The sequence below is a fragment of the Enterobacter sp. BIDMC 30 genome (genome assembly GCF_000534355.1).
Lineage (GTDB): Bacteria > Pseudomonadota > Gammaproteobacteria > Enterobacterales > Enterobacteriaceae > Enterobacter > Enterobacter ludwigii.
Window position 1 is genome coordinate 2386296 of the sequence record NZ_KI973169.1, and the last position, 17164, is coordinate 2403459.

Here is a 17164-nt window from a genome sequence, read left to right on the forward strand (position 1 = left end):
TGTTTATCTCTCCTCCGAATACCAGAATCATTTCTGGCGGGGGAGCGACCGGAAAGAGCAGTAGTACCCTACAGATGCTATAAGGCAGAGCATATACCCGAATGACTCGCTGCCTTCCTCCACGACATTTTTGACCACCCTGACGTAGCTTTGATCAAGTATCGCGTACCATAACCCGTGCATTCCAAACAGTCGGGAGAAGACCAGGACTGCCAACAGACCACTGAGCATCACGCCGTACCACGGGGTACGGGTATAGTGTGCGAGTTGTGTAAGGGTAAGACGATAATGGATAACGGGATAAAGCAAAGCACAAACGGCGGAAAGCAGTGCAAACCATACCCAACTTCCGTGAGCCAGAAGATCGAAAAATGCATCCAGTTCTCGAATCAGCATGGAGAGGAAAAAGCCGCCAATCAGGATGTTGCAATAGCGCATGAATGCCCATTTCTTCGCCAGCAGGAAGTGTATAAATACGATGCCCCCTAAAACTGATTCCTGCACAATTTCGGTCAGCGATATCTCCGGTATATCCAGGTTAAATAAATAGATATCCGCCCACAGGCAAAGCACGGGCACAGTGCAGGCTGCTGACGCGAAGAGAAAGAAGAAAAAGCTTTTGAGCACAGACATTAACACCACCACTTTCATTCAAAACACCTATGATAAGTGGCTTCGAACGTAAATCTATTTCACTTTGTGCGCTATAGGCATGAATTTTAAGCATTTTGAGCTACTTAGCGAGGGCGCATTAGCTTTCCACCTCAGACTTCAGCCTTGCATCAGAAATCCAGGTGGAAAGTCGCCTGAGCGATGTAATCCCATGCCACACGAGTTCAGCCTCTGGTTGAGCAGTCACGCGCATACGATGACCCATTGTCAGACGGGTATCCACCCTCAAAAGGGGCGGTATGCTTTAGCTAAACAGGGCGTGAATACGCTGCTCCAGCGCCTTAATTTTCATAGCCATTCAGCCGTCCGGGTGTTTAAGTGGTTATAATAAAAAATAAAAACTTTGCTTAAAAAAATTTTCTGTGCCTAAATAGCGTCATCGGTTTGGAATACAGACCTTATTAAAGCAGTTTAGTAAAGCAGTCCTCAGTTCAGGTGTTATCAATAGATACTCTTCTTCGTGAGCCTCCTCCTAAGTGCCAAATAAGTTACTCTCTAAATACAGGCCATCATCGCCGCGCTTAGTGGCTCAAAAAATAAGGAATTATCTATGTCTAATAAAATGACTGGTTTAGTAAAATGGTTTAACTCTGATAAAGGTTTTGGCTTTATCACTCCTGACGACGGCAGCAAAGATGTATTCGTACACTTCTCTGCTATTCAGAGCGACAGCTACAAATCTCTTGATGAAGGCCAGAAAGTGTCCTTCACCATTGAAAATGGCGCTAAAGGCCCAGCAGCGGGTAACGTTTCTCCGCTGTAAGTCGCGCACATTGTCGGTAAGCCTTACGATAGCGATGAAGACGCGAGTCTGAGCAGTTAAGCTTCACCGATAATAAAAAAACCCGCCGAGTGCGGGTTTTTTTATGGCTTCAGAATGGTGATAGGCTGTCTATTATTCCGTTTGACAGGCCTGTTTTCAAAAAAGCTTAACCTTCACCCGGAGGTGGGGTGCGGTCCCGAAGGCTGTGTTCCTGTGATAAGCGCCAGAAATCATGTCCTGCCGGATACTGATATAAGCGGAGCGAGAACTGACCAGCGACAGCGGTGATGTATTCAAATATCGCTGACTGAGTATTTTCATACTCCATCCACAGTACGGAAGAGGTAAAGCAATAAATTTCCAGGGGAATACCCGACGGCGTAGGCTTCAGCGTTCTCACCACAATATACATATCTTTGATAATATCAGGCCGATCGGCGAGCCAGGCCATCAGGTAGTGCCGAAAGAGCGTTAAATTTGTCAGGCCATTATCCATAAACCAACTGTCCGGTACGCCCATGGGATCACGCCCGTCGATGAGTTTTGCCAGCGGTTCATTCGTGCCGCGCAGGGCCAGCATCGGGGCCAGCGTTTCCTGCGTGAGAAATGTAACGGAGTGCTGATCGATCGTGGTGCTGCGCATAATCCGGCGCGCGCCTGACGAAAACATGGCCTGCCAGTTGGTATACGTTTCGGTCAGAAAGTTTTTGGTCGGGATACGCGAGATCGTATTATCCCAGTTACGGATAGTAATGGTGTGCAGCGCAATGTCGGTCACTTCGCCACTCAGGTTTTTATCGGGCATTTCAATCCAGTCCCCCAACTGCAGGACGTCATTTGACGAAAGCTGGATGTTGGCAACGAGCGAAAGCAGGGTATGCTGAAAGACTAACATCAGCACGGCCGCCACGGCCCCGAGGCTGGAAATAATAATCGCGGGGGATTTATTCGACATGACGGCAAGGATCATGATCGCGGCGATGACGTGAATAAATATTTTCCCTATCTGGATATAGCCTTTGATAGAGTGATTTTTACGCTTCGTCTTGCGTAAATATGAGCTGTTGACAATATCCAGCATCTCATTGAAGAAAACCGACAGAAAAATAAAGAATAGAATCCCACAAATGGTATTTATTGCCGTCACCAGCGATGCTGGCATATTGGGCATAAACTGCAGGACGTAATAAACGATAATAACCGGAATGAAATTCGACAGCTTTTCGGCTATGCGGCGATCTTTTTCCAGCGGGACATCCTGTTTATGGCTGGCAAAGAAGACCTTACGAACGATTTTTATGAGCAGGAATTTGCACATCAGGTGCGCAAAGAAACCTGAGATGACCAACAGAATAAGATTAAATCCAATGGCCAGAGCCGGATTGCTTTCTATAAATGTTAATAAATAATCCAAGTACACCATCGCTTATCGCCTGAATAAGTATGCCATTTTGTATTAACCTTATTCAAAAGATAAATACAAAGATTTAACCAAATCATATAATGGCATATCCGGTACAGACAAGTCCACGGCCTGAATCCTAAGTCGCACAGACCTATTTTGTTTCGGTCGGTAACTTTATTTCCAGAACCGTTCCAGGCAATAAAAGCAGACGATGCCCACCTTCAGCATCTGGATCGCTAAAACATATATCCTCTCCCTGTTCGGTACCGAAGCAGGGAGAGGGGCGTAACATTCTCTGCAGAAGTGGAAGAGGGTGGCACGCCGCGTCGCGCTTAGTCGTGGATTTTTACACCCAGACACCCGCGAACAAACTCAGGGTTAAAGTGTTTAACCGCATCGCCAACATAGCCTAAGTCGAGCGAACTGATTTGCGCCATTTCGGCATCGCTCAGGGAGAAGTCCCAGATAGCCAGGTTCTCTTCAATCCGGTTCTGATGCGTGGATTTAGGAATGACGGTAACGCCACGTTGCACATTCCAGCGCAGAATGATCTGAGCGATGGTTTTTTGATGCGCTTCGGCAATCCCCTTGAGCATTTCATTTTCGTACGGTTTGTGCCTTCCGCCGCCAAGTGGTGCCCAGGCTTCTGGCTGAACGTTGTAATATTTCATGGTCTCGAGTGCGTCAGATTGCGCAAAGTAAGGGTGTAATTCCACCTGATTTACCATGGGCTTAATTCTGACCGTTTCACAGAAGTTGGTGAGCACGTGGGCGTAGAAATTAGACACGCCAATCGCTTTTAGCTTTCCGGCATCATACTCATCTTCCAAAGCCCGCCACGCGCTGAAATAATCACGCATTGCCTGATGCAATAAGTAGAGATCGAAATAGCCTAATCCCGATTTTTTTAACGAGGCCTCAATACCGGCTTTGGCGGTCTCGTAGCTTGCCATGTCCTGCACCCACAGCTTAGAGGTAATAAATAACTCCTCGCGGGTACACAGACCTTCAGCGATGGCTTCACGAACGGCATCGCCCACGGCGTCTTCATTGCCGTACACTGCTGCGGTATCAATGAGGCGATAGCCTGTACGAATGGCGCTCAGCACTGACTGTTTACATTCTTCTTTATCGGTGACCTGAAACACACCAAAACCCGCCATCGGCATTCTGAGGTTGTTGCTTAATACTGTATATTCCACTGAAGAGTCCCTCCACCCTGTATAGACACCATTCAAAAGTATAAACAGAACCACGACGAACCCGTGGTAATCGTATTTATTCTTTCAAATCGCTGAATACGCTGGTCTACACCCTGTCGGGAATAAACCAGAATGACATCTGATTACTGAACCGTATAACCGCCATCAATTGCCAGAGCCTGTCCGGTGACGAAACTGGCATCGGAACTGCACAACCATAAGACGGCGCGCGCGATCTCTTCGGGCTCGCCCAGGCGACCAATTGGCTGCAGTTTCATGAGCTCGGCCATTGCGTCAGGCTCGCTGTTCAGCATATTTTCGACCATTGGCGTGCGGATAATGCCGGGACAAACGGCGTTGATCTGTATTCCACGTGCGGCATATTCCAGCGCTGCGCTTTTGGTCAGCCCGAGGACGCCATGCTTTGTCGCATGATAAACGCCGCGCCCGGCAATGCCGACCAGCCCGCCCAGAGACGAACAGTTAACGATAGCGCCACTTTTCTGACGGCGCATTTGTTGCAGCTCATATTTCATGCAGTTCCAGATACCCCGCAGGTTAATCGCGTTGACGCGATCAAACTCTTCGCCGCTGGCATCTGCGGTTTCTGCAATGGGGCTCTGAATACCGGCGTTGTTATAGGCGGCGTCGAGCTGACCAAACGCCTGTACTGCGTTCTCAATCATGCGTCTGACCTGCTCTTCGTCAGTCACGTCGCAGACAACGGGTTTCACGGTATACCCTTCAGCCAGTAGCGCATCCGCTTCGCGAGATAACGCATCCTCGCGAATATCCGCCATCACCACCGTTGCGCCAGATTCGCAAAATGCCCTGACGGTCGCGAGCCCCATACCGGAAGCCGCGCCGGTGACCAGCGCCACCTTGCCACTAAAATCATACTTAGCCATTTGATACCTCTTACCGTGGAATCACGTGCAATGCAGACGTCTCACGTTGTGTAAAAGTATTCTGCGGGAAATGTGATGTTGTTAAAACTGACTAAATCAAAATGCAGTAATGAGGAATTTTCATAAATTAGATAGACTGCTTCTCGTACAGCGCAGGCGGCCGTCATTTATAATGAACGCCATACCGCCAGAACGCTTTTCGTCTGAAGAGACAGTGTATTGGGATGAATCAGCCACCCCTTTTTTCCGGATATCAGAGGCCCAGATTGGCACGAGAAAATCTTAATGACTTAATGGCTTTTATTGCCGTTGCGCGCGAAAAAAGCTTCACCAAAGCTGCGGCCCAATTAGGCGTGTCGCAGTCAGCCCTGAGCCATACTATGCGTACCCTCGAATCTCGTCTGGGGATGAAACTGCTGACTCGCACCACGCGCAGTATTGCGTTAACCGATATTGGTCAGTCCATGCTGGATGACCTGGGGCCTTACATCGATGGTATTCAGGGTCGTTTGCAGTCCCTGAAAGATCTCAACAGCAAACCCGCGGGTACGGTGCGCATATCAACGTCAGATTATGCTATCGGGTCTGTTATCTGGCCGAAGCTAGAACCGCTGCTTAAAGAATATCCTGACATTAGTCTGGAGCTGATTGATGACTATGCCTTGACGGATATTGTTTCCGGGCGGTTTGATGCAGGAACCCGTCTGGGGGAACAGATCTCCAACGGCATGATTTCCGTGCGTATTGGCCCGGATGTCCGTTTTGCCGTGGTCGGCTCACCTGATTATTTTTCCCACAATCCTCAGCCGCAGCACCCTAACGATCTGATTGATTACAACTGCATCAACCTGCGGTTTCCTACGCATGGCAATTTATACGTCTGGGAATTTGAAAAAGAGGGTAAAAGCCTGAACGTGAAAGTCACTGGCCAGCTGGTCTTTAGCCGGATCTATCAGTGCCTTCAGGCTGCAGTGGAAGGGTACGGCCTGGCGCATGTTCCGCGTGATATCGCAGAAAAGCATATCGCCCGTGGGGAGCTTATTAGCGTGCTCGACGACTGGTGCCCCTACTGGGATGGCTATTATATTTACTATCCCGAGAACCGAAATCTTTCGAAAGCATTCCAGCTGGTGGTCGACGCGCTACGCCATTACAAACATCCCTGAAGAGAGACGTTTGTCAGCAACGCAAAGCCAGGCCCCTCATCTGGTGCCTGGCGTTTACAGTTGCGTGGCTAAATGTCAGGCATTATCCCTGCCGGCAAACACCTCTTTAAAGACCGGCATCGCCGAGAAAACATTGGGCCAGCCCGCAACAAAGGCCAGTTGCGTCAGGACTTCGGACGCCTGGGTCCGGGTTAAACCATTGTCCATGGCGCGGTTGAGATGGTAAGGAACCTGGGCCACCTGGCCGGCAGTGACCAACGCGCTGACCGTGATCAGACTTCTGTCCCGTGGCGCCAGTCCGGGCCTGAGCCACAGGTTCTGGAATAGCGCGTCGGTCGTGTATTTCACTACGCCCGGCGAGACCTTGCCAAAGTTTGATTCAACCAGCGTGGCACGCTTGTTTTCCGACTCTTCATCCAGCGGCAGGAAATTCACCTTTCCGCCTGGCAAGGAAGCGGTATCGATATGGCGTTGCGCAAACAGCTGACGCGCGATCAGCGCCGCAGAGGTGGCGTTCGGCCAGCCGGCGTAAAAAGCCAGGTGGGTGATTGTCTCTGAGATTTCCGCAGGTTTTACGCCGCTGTCCAGCGCCACGTTGAGGTAGTGGGGAAGTTCCGCCGTATCATTGCGGCTGATCAGCGCTGCAACCGTCACCAGGCTTCGATCGCGTCGCGACAGTTCCGGGCGATTCCAGAGATCTTTTTCAATAAACTGTTCTGAATAGGCAGCCATTGCTGGCGCGACCTGGGCTACAGCGTCCCGTGAGTCTTCCGGTTTCATTGTCGAACTCCTGTTTTGAGTAGTCTGGGAGACACATCCGTTAATCAATAAGAGTGAAACGATAAGCAGGGCGGTTCTTTTCAGCATTAATGCCCTCCCGCCTGCAGGTACTGCGCATCGCTGACTTTTTCAAGCCAGTTCACGTTTTGCCCCTGCTCATTCGATTCCTGAATGGCCATATGCACCATCGTGGTTTTATCCGTTGCGCCGTGCCAGTGTTTAACCCCTGGCGGGCATTGAATGACATCCCCGGCGTGCACGGTTTTTCGCTCCTGCCCCCACTCCTGCACCCAGCCCGTCCCGGACGTGACCACCAGTGTTTGCCCAAGCGGATGGGTATGCCAGTCGGAACGTGCGCCGGGCACGAAGGTGACATACGCGGCGCCAGCTCTTTGCGGGGCGACAGGTGAGAAGAGGGGGTCAATGTAAGCACGTCCGGTAAAGTGGTCAGCGGGTTCGGCAATCGTCGCGCGACTGCCCGTTTCAGACACGGTCATTTGAGCTGAAGGGGTGGTTTCGCTGTGTGCGGACATACCTGCAAATAACAATAGTGATGCTGCTACAGAGGTGAAACGGATCATCATACTCTCCTGTTGTGAATGAAACGGCAAACCCGGTACCGGGAAAAGAGAAGGGAATAAATGTGTTGTGATGAGATTTGCCGGCTGTGCCGGAAATACATATTCGGGCGGCTACTTATCCGTCAGTAGCTCAAATCGGGCAGTATATTCAGCAGGTGATACGGGCAAGGCATCCGGTTCGTCTAATTGCCCCAGCGTAATTAATCCCGACGCATATCCGTGTGCTTTATAGAAAATCGCCAGATTTCCCCATGGGGCATATAGCGTGATATCACCCTTAGCGGCCGCGGTACCCGCAGGTGCGCCGGCCGTGGACAGGCGGCGAGGAAGATCGCTGATTTTCTCTTCCCCGGCATAATCTTTCAGCTGCAGCGTAAGGGGCAACAGTGCGATAAAGTCACGACTGGTTTGGCTGCTATTCAACGTTGCGGTCAGCGTCTTGTCGTTGAGTATAATTTTTATCTTCATCGGGTTTTCCTGTATGAGTTCGTTGCGCCAGCCGGCATTCGTCTGCAGTCATTGGCAACTATTCTTAACAGAAATAAACCGCGTGTTAATAGGCGTTATCAGAATAGAAAAATGAATAAATTTCATTAATCCGGTCCGGGAAGCAAAATGTTTGTTATCGGCAGATACAGGCCTCAGGGTCTGGCAACATGGCGTAACCAGTGCCCAACGCCTTCAGCAGCAGCGTCAATTGCGCCGGCCAGATAACCCGAAAATTGCGGTGACCATTCGCTGGCAATCCCGGTTAATTTATCAGCCCATTCTTCCTGCGCCGGAATCTGTTGAGGCTGTGCGTGCCCGACGTCCTGCTGCAGGTCAAATTCTGTCGTCGTAAACGGATCGGCGGCCCAGTCTTTTATCCACTCGGCTTCAGGCTCTGCCGCGTCTTCTCCGAAGAGTCGCACCAGTTGCTCCCGGCAGAGTCGCTTGAGTTCGGCCTCGCTCACCGTCCATCGCGATTTTGCCGGTACGCCAATAAAACCAAAGATAGCCGTTTTGCCGGTATCGGGCTCTGACACATCGTGAATTTCAACCATCGGACCCACACGGCTGCTTACATCACCGCAGAGATACTGTGCCTGCAAAAAGTCGGTCTGGTACAGGGCGACATATTTTGCGTGAGGCGCCATCCAGGTTGGCGTTTTACGCCAGTGTGAAAGTACCTGCTCCGGCAATGCCGGCTCGAACGTCATTTTTGCTGCCAGCGCGGGAGGCAGGGCGAGGAAAACGTGTTCACCGGTGAAAAGTGAGCCTTCGCCCGTTTCGGACTGCGTCGCGACCTGCACACCCTCGCCGAGACGGGAAATGGAAACCACCTGATGGTCTGACTTAATCTTCTGCGCCGGGATCTGGCGTGTTAATGCGCTCGTCAGCGACTGCATTCCACCCTGAAGCCTGAACGACTCCGGTGATGTCACATAGGCAGGATAACGTTGCGCGGGGGACGTCGTCTGGCGTTCATAAAGCATATCCCCCGGTCGCCCCTGAGGGAGAGGCGTTAATCCAAGTTGATGAACCAGGTGTGCGAAGTCAGGCTGAATTTCCGGCCAGAACCAGGTCGCGCCCATGTCCACATGAACCCCATCAGGCGTGTTTGCTAACGCCTGACCTGAAAGCACGCGACCGCCGGTTCTTTTCCTCGCTTCCAGTATCACGTAATCCACTCCCGCTTTTTCAAGCAGTGTGCCCGCATACAGGCCGCTGACACCCGCACCAATGATAATAACGCTGCCTTTCATGGTATCGCTCCGGTCAGTGTGGTCGGGCTGAGATGTCCCGTTTTAAGATAAAAAAGTGCCCCAGAGGCGGCGGCCGTCAGCGCCGGCAAATCGCCTTCAGGAAATCTGAGCCAGCTTCCTTTCGGGTAACGACCTTCCGGTGCGCTGATTTCCCCTTCGAGAAGCAGGAGCTCGGCTCCTCCGGCGAGCGGAGCGCAGAAGAGTCGTTCACCCGGTGCGATCCTCTGAAGCTGGGTGGTTTCCGCTACGCTTGCGAACAGGGGACAAATGAGTCTGTGCGGCTGGCCGTGCCAGCGACTCGCCTCGTTGGTATTGATCCTGACCGGTTCCAGTTCTTCGGCGGCGAACTGGCGCAGCTTAACGAAAAGGGTGGTGCCGTCACGACTGGACGGTCGATGCGACGAGCCGTCCGGGCTGCGTAGATACCAGCCAGCCGGATAATCGGTTCCGTTTTCCGTAAAGGTGCCGCTCAGCACCAGAATCTCTTCTCCGCCGGGGTGGGTGTGCTCAGGAAACACAGAATCAGGGGCATACCTGACAAGGCTGGTTGCGCGGGCCTGCTCGCGGCCAATGCGATCAAGCATGACGCGCTCCACACCAGGTTGCGGGGAGGGCACCCAGCGGTAGTCATCAGGAGTAATGATGGCTCGCTGTGAAAAATCAGAATTCAGTAACATCATAGTCAGTCATTAAACGGCACCGCAGGCGGTGCCGTATGCAGGTTTATTTTGTTGGCAGGTTGTCAAAAACATCCAGAGCCCGGGCGGTATAGGTTAACGCAGCACCGGCGTTCAGACTGATGGCAACGGAAAGCGCTTCAGCTATCTCTTCACGCGTTGCGCCTTTCTTAACCGCAGCTTCCACATGTACCGCCAGGCAACCATCACAGCGAGTGGTAACGGCAACAGCCAGCGCAATCAGTTCGTGGGTCTTGGGATCAAGGTGCTGATTTTCAGAAGCCCCTTTATCCATCTGCTGTAAGCCTTTCATAAATTCAGGCTGCAGTCTGGCAAATTTCCCGACGGTGGCCAGCAGGCTGGTGCGATATTCATTCCAGTTTAAAAACATTCATAGCTCCGGTACGTGTAGGTTTCAGAAAATGCCCGTTACAGGACGTCGTAAATACGGATTTCAGGCGCGCTGTTCAGATACGGTTTCAGTGCTTCAACGACGTCCTGGGTGAAAAGCGGACTGCTGAGATACGCCTGTGCCTGGGACACGGTTTTAAATCCGTGCAGGACCTGTACGTCCTCGTCACGAACGAGCAGTTCTTTAGAGGTGGCACCGTCGATGGTGGTCAGGAACGGGGTTTTGTATTGCTGGTAGACCCCGGCGGCTGCCGCACGGTTTTCATTACTGATATCAAGGCTGATTTGCAGATAAGCCATCGTTCTCTCCTTCGCTCAGGGTTAAGGCAAGGCGGCCGGATAAGGTACCGGCCTGCTTTACCGTTCGTTGAGGGCGATTATGAGAAAGCCGGTTATCTTCAACAAATCAGTTAATCTTGCGTTGCAGAAAAGAAAAACTATGTCGGACGTCTGAAGAGAGAAGCATCATGCCGGTACGCGATGACCCTTGCCGCATGATGCTTAAAAAAGGCGGGTTATGGATTGTCAGAGATCACGTCATGAAGAAGCCAGTCGTGAAATATTTTTACTTCTTCACGCATGGCGGTGTGCTGCGGGGTCACCAGGTAGTAAGACCATGTTAACGGCCAGCGATGGTCTGGGTGCAATTGAACCAGTTGCCCGGTTTCAATCAGCTGTTTCACCAGCGCGTGACGCACAATCGCCACCCCCCGGCCGCTCAGGGCCGAGAGAATCACGGCGGAGGTGGAGTTAATATGCAGCCTGCTTTCCAGCGCGCCAGGGGCATTGACGGTACGGAGAACGTCGTCCCATGAGGGAAAATTCGCGCCCGGGTGCGGCGTGTCATCGTGGATCAGCTTCTGCGTGGCGAGCCAGTCACCACAGGCAATTTTCTCCGGAGGCACCAGGCGGGGGCTACAGACCAGCACCGCCTCTTCATCCATCAGCCAGGTTTTATTCACGCCGGGCCAGTCTCCCTGTCCGCAGCGAATGCCGATATCCGCCTCGCCGTGCGATACGTCCATCAGCTTTTCCGTGACGTTAAGCCGCAGATCGATTGTGTCATGCGTTTCTGAGAAGCGGTTAAGACGCTCCATCAGCCAGTTCATCATCAATACCTGAGAGGCGGTGACGACCACGACAGAACGTGCGCGACGTCCGCGCAGTTTGTTTAACCCGCTTTCCAGCTTGTCCAGGCCCTGCGTAATGTCCTGCAGCGCATCCTGAGCCTCATCCACCAGCGTCAGGCGCTCCTTACCCGACCGCGTACGGCGAAGCAGCGGGTGGCCAACCCAGTCTTCGAGCGAACGAACAAGCTGGCCCACTGCGGCAGGCGTCACGCCAAGCTCTTGTGCCGCACCGGTAAAGCTACCGTGACGGGCGGTCGCTTCAAAAGCATGTAGCCATTTAAGTCTGTTCAGGGAACGCATTACAGGTACTCCGATTTATTCTTTCTTTCAGTATACCTGAGCGAAGAAGATTTTCTTTCCTGTGTCGCAATTTCTTCTCAGTCGTCAACCCTGATGCAGGGTGGCATTCTGGATGCACACGATGAGGAGCGAGGCTTTTCATCAATGACAACCAAATGTTCTAAAAGAGGTTAGCGATGAACGCATCTTTTGCCGGTAAAAAGCTGTTAGTGGTCGGTGGTACAAGCGGTATGGGCTTCGAAACGGCGAAGCGGGTTCTGAAAAACGGTGGCAGCGTGGTGCTGGTGGGGAACCGCAAGGACAAAGCGGAGCAGGCTCGTCAGGCGCTGGCGGTCGACGGGCCGGTATCCATCATCGTGGCTGACCTGATGAAAGAAGAGGGTATGCAGCACGTGATGAATACCCTCAATGCTGAACACAAAGACATCAGCCTGCTGGTCAATGCCGCTGGCGTGTTCTTCCCGAAACCGTTTACTGAACATGAAGCGTCAGATTACGACATGTACATGAGCATCAACCGCGCGACCTTCTTCATCACCCGTGATGTGGTGCGCAATATGGTTGATGCCGGTATTAAAGGCTCCATCGTCAATATCGGCTCTATGTGGGCACAGCAGGCCATCGGGGCCACGCCGTCTTCCGCATATTCCATGGCGAAAGCCGGCCTGCATGCATGGACCAAAAACCTGGCTATTGAGCTGGGCGGGAAAGGCATTCGCGTCAATGCCGTGTCTCCGGCCGTTGTTCACACGCCAATTTATGAAGGCTTCATCCCGAAAGACGATGTAAAAGAGGTGATGAACAGCTTCGACAGCTTCCATCCGATTGGCCGCGTGGGTACACCGGGCGATGTGGCTGAAACGGTTGCCTTCCTGCTTTCTGACAAGACAGGCTGGGTCACCGGCGCAATCTGGGACATTGACGGCGGCGTCATGGCTGGCCGTAACGCCTAATACACCGCTCATCACAGGTGATACCGTGAATAAAACTTTTCGTGCTATGCAGGTTTCCTCGCCGGGCATGCTTGAAATGGTCGTCAGACCGTTGCCCGAGCCGGGGCCCGAGGACGTACTGATCAAAATTGAGGTATGCGGCGTTTGCGGTGCCGATCTTCAGGACGCGGAGAAGGTACCGGAAGCGGGGCAGCCCGGGCGCATTCCGGGCCATGAAATTGTGGGCCACATTACCCGGATAGGAGATGCAGTTCCCGGGATCTGGCACACCGGTCAGCGCGTGGGCGTCGGACGTCTTGGGGGATATTGCCAGCATTGCCCGCCTTGCCGTAACGGGCTTTTTCACCTGTGTGAAAATCAGCTAACGCCGGGGCTGAGCTGTGACGGAGGTTACGCCGAGTATGTTGTTATCCGCCATACCGCGCTGATTGCCATTCCTTCAGCGCTCACTTCCGTTCACGCGGCCCCGATCTTGTGCGCCGGTATGGCAACCTTTAACGCGTTGCGTCAATCCGGTGCCAGCGCGGGAGACAGGGTGGTTATTCTCGGTATTGGTGGCTTAGGCCATATGGCGATTCAGTACGCCCGTAGGATGGGGTTTGAGGTTATCGTGATTGCGCGCGGCAGTGAAAAGGCGCATGACGCTTTACAGCTGGGCGCTCATCACTATATCGATGCGCAGACGGAAAACGCGGCGGAACGGCTGAGAGCGGAAGGCGGTGTCGAGATTATTGTGGCCACTGCCCCGGATGCAGACGCGGTTTCAGCGTTATTGCCAGCCCTGGCCCCCAGAGGAAAAGCGATCCTGTTGGGTGCCGGACGCACACCGTTGCAGGTCATGCCGGGTATGATGATTGGCGCGGAACGCACCCTGACTGGTTCATTTGTCAGCACCCCGTCGCAAACCGAACGCGCACTGCGTTTCAGCCACCTCTTTCAGACGCTGCCAGTCACAGAGCTGATGCCCTTTGAACAGGCAAATGAGGCGCTCGACAGGTTACGGCAGGGAAAGGCGCGCTACCGGATAGTGCTTACGATGAACCCGGATAACTGATCGGCAGAAACACCGTCTGGCGGGGAGCCAGACGGTGGAGAGGTTACGCTTTACGCGTTGCCGCTTTCATTGCGCTCACAAACGTTTTCAGCTCAGCCAGCATTTGCTCTGGCTTGTCCACGTTCTTCTCAATGATTTTAACGATAGCGGAGCCTGAGATTGCACCGGCTGCGTTAGCGTCAATTGCCGCCGTAACCTGATCGGGAGATGAAATCCCAAAGCCCTGCAGCGGAGGGGCCGCGTGGTATTCAGCCAGCTTCTCGACCAGATGATGCAGAGGCAGCGCCGCTTTGTTCTCCGCGCCGGTTACACCCGCACGGGAGAGCAGGTAGGTATACCCGCGACCATAAGAGGCAATCTGGCGCAGCAGTTCATCATCGGCGTTTGGCGGGCAGATGAAGATAGGTGCCACGTTATGGCGCATCGCCGCCTGGCGGAACGGCGCAGATTCTTCAACCGGTACGTCTGCCACCAGCACCGAGTCAACGCCCACGCGCGCGCATTCTGCATAAAAGGTATCAATACCGCGACTGAAGACCAGGTTGGCATACATTAACAGGCCAATCGGAATGGTCGGGTGCTTCTGGCGGATAGCGGCCAGCATCTCGAAACATTGCCCCGGAGTGACACCGGCCGCGAATGCCCGCAGCGTTGCGTTCTGGATAGTCGGGCCATCGGCCAGAGGATCGGAAAACGGAATACCCAGCTCCAGCGCGTCGGCACCGGCTTCAATCAGGGTGTCGATAATTTTCAGCGACTGCTCAGGACCCGGATCACCCAGCGTCACGAAGGGAACGAACGCGCCTTCCTGGCGAGATTTCAGTGCTGCAAATGCGTTATCGTAGCGTTCCATCAGATTTCCCCTCGTGCTTTCAAAATATCGTGAACGGTGAAGATGTCTTTATCACCGCGACCGGAAAGGTTAACCACCAGCAGTTGCTCTTTTTCCGGGTTCTCTTTCATCATTTTCAGCGCATGCGCCAGGGCGTGAGAGGACTCCAGAGCAGGAATGATCCCTTCGTGGCGACAGAGCGTTTTAAACGCCTCCAGGGCTTCGTCATCGGTAATGGAAACGTAGTCCGCACGACCGGTGCTGTTCAGGAAGGCATGCTGAGGCCCAACGGAAGGGAAATCCAGGCCTGCCGAGATAGAGTATGACTCTTCAATCTGGCCGTCATCGGTCTGCATCATCGGCGCTTTCATACCGAAGTAGATCCCGACACGACCATGTTTCAACGGTGCGCCGTGCTCACCGGTTTCAATCCCGTGGCCTGCAGGTTCAACGCCAATCAGCCCGACGCTGGTTTCGTCGATGAAATCAGCGAACATGCCGATAGCGTTAGAGCCACCGCCAACGCAGGCGATCACCGCATCCGGCAGGCGACCCTCTTTTTCCAGGATCTGCGCTTTGGTCTCTTCGCCAATCATGCGCTGGAATTCACGCACAATCGTCGGGAACGGGTGCGGGCCTGCAGCGGTGCCGAGCATATAGTGCGCGGTTTCATAGCTGCCAGACCAGTCGCGCAGCGCTTCGTTACACGCATCCTTCAGCGTCGCGGAGCCGCTGTGCACCGGGATCACTTCAGCGCCCATCAGACGCATACGGAATACGTTAGGTGACTGGCGCTCAACGTCTTTTGCGCCCATGTAAATGCGGCATTTCAGACCGAGAAGGGCGCTGGCAAGGGCTGATGCCACCCCGTGCTGGCCTGCGCCAGTTTCAGCGATGATTTCGGTTTTACCCATCCGTTTTGCAAGCAGCGCCTGACCCAACACCTGGTTGGTTTTATGCGCGCCGCCGTGCAGCAAATCTTCACGCTTAAGATACAGCGTGGTTTTGGTGCCTTCGGTCAGGTTACGGCATTTCGTCAGGGCCGTTGGACGGCCAGCGTAGTTTTTCAGCAGGTCGGTAAACTCAGCCTGAAACGCCGGATCTTTCTGCGCGCTCACGAACGCTTCTTCCAGCTGGCGCAGGGCGGGCATCAGGATTTGCGGGACGTACATCCCGCCGAACTCACCAAAATAGGGGTTTAGTAATGTCGTCATCTTCTCTTCCTTAATATGCACGCAGAGTTTTAAATACCGAGGCCAGCTTACTGGCATCTTTGATGCCCGGTTGCGACTCTACGCCTGAATTGAAATCGAGGCCCGCGCAGCCCGCTTTGGCGGCTTCCACGCAGTTATCCGGGCTAAGTCCACCCGCCAGCAAAACATTGTCCAGCACTTCGCCGTGCAACAGGGACCAGTCAAAACGCTGTCCCGTGCCGCCCTGGCCGTTATCGAGTACGTATTTATCAACATGATTCAGGTTACGCTCAGGCAACCTGTCGCCCACGCTCTGCGCTTTCCAGATTTGCACCTGAGGTGCCAGCGCGCTTCGCAGGGAATCGATATAGGCCTGATCTTCGTTGCCATGAAGCTGTACCGCACGCAGAGATAACGCTTCGGCTTTTGCTACCACGTCGGCGATATCCGCGTTGCGAAAGACCCCCACATAGCTGAGTGGCGCTGCCGTCATCACCTGACGCGCCTGCGCTTCGGTCACCACGCGCGGGGAAGAGGCGACAAAAATCAGCCCGCCGTAAATCGCACCTGCGTCATACGCAGCCAGGGCATCCTCTTCACGGGTTAAGCCGCACACTTTGTTTTCACCCAAGAGTACGCGGCGCACCGCGGCATTGAGATCGTCATGTTCCATCATTGCAGAACCAATCAGGAAACCGTTGGCGAAATGGCTCAGCTCGCGGACCTGAGCGTAGCTGTTAATACCGGATTCACTGATCACGGTGACGCCAGAGCCCAGACGCGGCGCCAGCTGGCGCGTGCGGTTCAGGTCAATCGACAGGTCACGCAGATCGCGGTTGTTGATGCCGACCACTTTGGCTTTCAGCGCAATGGCGCGTTCCATCTCCTCTTCGTTGCTCACTTCGGTCAGCACGCCCATGTTCAGACTGTGCGCGACCGCAGCGAGCTGGCGATACTGTTCGTCATCCAGCACTGAGAGCATCAGCAGGCAGGCATCGGCCTGGTAAAAGCGAGCCAGCCAGATCTGATACGGGTCGATAATAAAGTCTTTGCACAGGATCGGTTGTGGCGCGATCCCGCTGACAACGGGCAGGAAATCGAAGCTGCCCTGGAAATACTTCTCATCCGTCAGCACGGAGATAGCTGACGCATGATGTTTGTAGATACCGGCAATTCGCGCCGGATCGAAATCGTCACGGATAACGCCTTTCGACGGAGACGCTTTTTTGCACTCAAGAATAAACGCGGTGCGTGCGCCCTGCAGAGCATCATAGAAACGACGGCTGCTCGGGACAACGTCATTCTGGAAGCTGGCCAGCGGCTGCTGTGCTTTACGTGCTTCCACCCAGATGGCCTTATCGGCAACGATTTTCGCTAAAACGGTCTGCATTC

19 protein-coding genes and 1 pseudogene are annotated in these 17164 nt (G+C 53.5%); 4 read left to right on the plus strand and 16 right to left on the minus strand.

Annotated elements, in window-relative coordinates:
• Nucleotides 1-27: 27 nt before the first annotated feature.
• Nucleotides 28-633 carry a hypothetical protein gene (locus L466_RS11000; RefSeq protein ID WP_032679692.1) on the minus strand — a complete coding sequence of 202 codons (606 nt, stop codon included), beginning with the start codon at nt 631-633 and terminating at the stop codon, nt 28-30.
• 589 nt (nt 634-1222) lie between these two features.
• Here L466_RS11000 and cspA point away from each other — a divergent pair.
• Nucleotides 1223-1435, plus strand: coding sequence for a transcription antiterminator/RNA stability regulator CspE (gene cspA / locus L466_RS10995; protein ID WP_014170400.1), 213 nt, complete (start codon nt 1223-1225; stop codon nt 1433-1435).
• A 166-nt stretch (nt 1436-1601) separates the two neighbouring features.
• On the opposite strand, the gene L466_RS23985 is transcribed toward cspA, so the two are convergent.
• The 4 genes and pseudogenes from L466_RS23985 to L466_RS10980 all read right to left on the minus strand — a co-directional run bounded on the left by L466_RS23985 (nt 1602) and on the right by L466_RS10980 (nt 4950).
• Nucleotides 1602-2516, minus strand: a complete 915-nt coding sequence (locus L466_RS23985) for a mechanosensitive ion channel family protein (RefSeq protein ID WP_226778040.1) — start codon at nt 2514-2516, stop codon at nt 1602-1604.
• Nucleotides 2438-2858: pseudogene (locus L466_RS23990) on the minus strand (hypothetical protein). The gene L466_RS23985 and the pseudogene L466_RS23990 overlap by 79 nt, the downstream one beginning before the upstream one ends.
• A gap of 314 nt (nt 2859-3172) precedes the next feature.
• On the minus strand, nt 3173-4042 hold the full coding sequence (locus tag L466_RS10985) for an aldo/keto reductase (protein ID WP_032680875.1): 870 nt from the start codon (nt 4040-4042) through the stop codon (nt 3173-3175).
• A gap of 143 nt (nt 4043-4185) precedes the next feature.
• Complete coding sequence (locus L466_RS10980; RefSeq protein WP_032680876.1) at nt 4186-4950, minus strand: SDR family NAD(P)-dependent oxidoreductase; 765 nt, start codon at nt 4948-4950, stop codon at nt 4186-4188.
• Nucleotides 4951-5216: 266 nt separating this feature from the next.
• Between L466_RS10980 and L466_RS10975 the strand changes: the two genes are divergently transcribed.
• A complete protein-coding gene (locus L466_RS10975; RefSeq protein WP_032680878.1) occupies nt 5217-6116 on the plus strand; it encodes a LysR family transcriptional regulator in 900 nt (299 codons plus the stop codon).
• 75 nt (nt 6117-6191) lie between these two features.
• Here the strand turns inward: L466_RS10975 and L466_RS10970 are convergent, their stop codons facing one another.
• The 8 genes from L466_RS10970 to L466_RS10935 all read right to left on the minus strand — a co-directional run bounded on the left by L466_RS10970 (nt 6192) and on the right by L466_RS10935 (nt 11740).
• A complete protein-coding gene (locus L466_RS10970) occupies nt 6192-6983 on the minus strand; it encodes a carboxymuconolactone decarboxylase family protein (RefSeq protein WP_081750646.1) in 792 nt (263 codons plus the stop codon).
• Nucleotides 6983-7480, minus strand: a complete 498-nt coding sequence (locus tag L466_RS10965) for a (R)-mandelonitrile lyase (RefSeq protein ID WP_240485692.1) — start codon at nt 7478-7480, stop codon at nt 6983-6985. The genes L466_RS10970 and L466_RS10965 overlap by 1 nt, the downstream gene beginning before the upstream one ends.
• Before the next feature lie 108 nt (nt 7481-7588).
• A complete protein-coding gene (locus tag L466_RS10960) occupies nt 7589-7945 on the minus strand; it encodes a cyclophilin-like fold protein (RefSeq protein WP_032678298.1) in 357 nt (118 codons plus the stop codon).
• A gap of 173 nt (nt 7946-8118) precedes the next feature.
• Entirely contained in the window at nt 8119-9222 is a 1104-nt protein-coding gene (locus L466_RS10955; RefSeq protein WP_032680880.1) for a flavin monoamine oxidase family protein, read from the minus strand.
• The gene (locus L466_RS10950) at nt 9219-9902 is read right to left on the minus strand and encodes a cupin domain-containing protein (protein WP_078774421.1); all 684 of its coding nucleotides are present in this window, start codon (nt 9900-9902) and stop codon (nt 9219-9221) included. The genes L466_RS10955 and L466_RS10950 overlap by 4 nt, the downstream gene beginning before the upstream one ends.
• Nucleotides 9903-9945: 43 nt before the next feature.
• Nucleotides 9946-10290 (minus strand): carboxymuconolactone decarboxylase family protein, encoded by a 345-nt coding sequence (locus L466_RS10945; RefSeq protein WP_014170390.1) that lies wholly within the window; start codon nt 10288-10290, stop codon nt 9946-9948.
• Between the two features lie 38 nt (nt 10291-10328).
• On the minus strand, nt 10329-10610 hold the full coding sequence (locus tag L466_RS10940; protein WP_014170391.1) for a hypothetical protein: 282 nt from the start codon (nt 10608-10610) through the stop codon (nt 10329-10331).
• A gap of 215 nt (nt 10611-10825) precedes the next feature.
• The gene (locus L466_RS10935; RefSeq protein ID WP_032680881.1) at nt 10826-11740 is read right to left on the minus strand and encodes a LysR substrate-binding domain-containing protein; all 915 of its coding nucleotides are present in this window, start codon (nt 11738-11740) and stop codon (nt 10826-10828) included.
• Between the two features lie 176 nt (nt 11741-11916).
• Between L466_RS10935 and L466_RS10930 the strand changes: the two genes are divergently transcribed.
• Both L466_RS10930 and L466_RS10925 read left to right on the plus strand, forming a co-directional pair.
• Entirely contained in the window at nt 11917-12693 is a 777-nt protein-coding gene (locus L466_RS10930; RefSeq protein ID WP_014170387.1) for an SDR family NAD(P)-dependent oxidoreductase, read from the plus strand.
• Between the two features lie 25 nt (nt 12694-12718).
• On the plus strand, nt 12719-13747 hold the full coding sequence (locus L466_RS10925) for a zinc-binding dehydrogenase (protein ID WP_139108111.1): 1029 nt from the start codon (nt 12719-12721) through the stop codon (nt 13745-13747).
• 43 nt (nt 13748-13790) lie between these two features.
• Here the strand turns inward: L466_RS10925 and trpA are convergent, their stop codons facing one another.
• From trpA to trpCF, 3 genes are read right to left on the minus strand one after another with little or no spacing between them, the layout of a single operon-like run.
• Nucleotides 13791-14600, minus strand: coding sequence for a tryptophan synthase subunit alpha (gene trpA, locus L466_RS10920; protein WP_014170385.1), 810 nt, complete (start codon nt 14598-14600; stop codon nt 13791-13793).
• Nucleotides 14600-15793, minus strand: coding sequence for a tryptophan synthase subunit beta (gene trpB, locus L466_RS10915; protein ID WP_020882431.1), 1194 nt, complete (start codon nt 15791-15793; stop codon nt 14600-14602). The genes trpA and trpB overlap by 1 nt, the downstream gene beginning before the upstream one ends.
• 10 nt (nt 15794-15803) lie before the next feature.
• Entirely contained in the window at nt 15804-17162 is a 1359-nt protein-coding gene (gene trpCF, locus L466_RS10910; RefSeq protein ID WP_032680884.1) for a bifunctional indole-3-glycerol-phosphate synthase TrpC/phosphoribosylanthranilate isomerase TrpF, read from the minus strand.
• Nucleotides 17163-17164: the final 2 nt, after the last annotated feature.

What these genes read in the sequence shown, in the direction of transcription:
- trpA (WP_014170385.1), bottom strand. Translation starts at nt 14,600, where the DNA reads ATGGAACGCTACGATAACGCATTTGCAGCACTGAAATCTCGCCAGGAA.
- L466_RS10930 (WP_014170387.1), top strand. Translation starts at nt 11,917, where the DNA reads ATGAACGCATCTTTTGCCGGTAAAAAGCTGTTAGTGGTCGGTGGTACA.
- L466_RS10945 (WP_014170390.1), bottom strand. Translation starts at nt 10,290, where the DNA reads ATGTTTTTAAACTGGAATGAATATCGCACCAGCCTGCTGGCCACCGTC.
- trpCF (WP_032680884.1), bottom strand. Translation starts at nt 17,162, where the DNA reads ATGCAGACCGTTTTAGCGAAAATCGTTGCCGATAAGGCCATCTGGGTG.
- L466_RS10940 (WP_014170391.1), bottom strand. Translation starts at nt 10,610, where the DNA reads ATGGCTTATCTGCAAATCAGCCTTGATATCAGTAATGAAAACCGTGCG.
- L466_RS10965 (WP_240485692.1), bottom strand. Translation starts at nt 7,480, where the DNA reads ATGATGATCCGTTTCACCTCTGTAGCAGCATCACTATTGTTATTTGCA.
- L466_RS11000 (WP_032679692.1), bottom strand. Translation starts at nt 633, where the DNA reads ATGTCTGTGCTCAAAAGCTTTTTCTTCTTTCTCTTCGCGTCAGCAGCC.
- L466_RS10960 (WP_032678298.1), bottom strand. Translation starts at nt 7,945, where the DNA reads ATGAAGATAAAAATTATACTCAACGACAAGACGCTGACCGCAACGTTG.
- trpB (WP_020882431.1), bottom strand. Translation starts at nt 15,793, where the DNA reads ATGACGACATTACTAAACCCCTATTTTGGTGAGTTCGGCGGGATGTAC.
- L466_RS23985 (WP_226778040.1), bottom strand. Translation starts at nt 2,516, where the DNA reads ATGCTGGATATTGTCAACAGCTCATATTTACGCAAGACGAAGCGTAAA.
- L466_RS10980 (WP_032680876.1), bottom strand. Translation starts at nt 4,950, where the DNA reads ATGGCTAAGTATGATTTTAGTGGCAAGGTGGCGCTGGTCACCGGCGCG.
- L466_RS10950 (WP_078774421.1), bottom strand. Translation starts at nt 9,902, where the DNA reads ATGATGTTACTGAATTCTGATTTTTCACAGCGAGCCATCATTACTCCT.
- L466_RS10935 (WP_032680881.1), bottom strand. Translation starts at nt 11,740, where the DNA reads ATGCGTTCCCTGAACAGACTTAAATGGCTACATGCTTTTGAAGCGACC.
- L466_RS10955 (WP_032680880.1), bottom strand. Translation starts at nt 9,222, where the DNA reads ATGAAAGGCAGCGTTATTATCATTGGTGCGGGTGTCAGCGGCCTGTAT.
- L466_RS10970 (WP_081750646.1), bottom strand. Translation starts at nt 6,983, where the DNA reads ATGCTGAAAAGAACCGCCCTGCTTATCGTTTCACTCTTATTGATTAAC.
- cspA (WP_014170400.1), top strand. Translation starts at nt 1,223, where the DNA reads ATGTCTAATAAAATGACTGGTTTAGTAAAATGGTTTAACTCTGATAAA.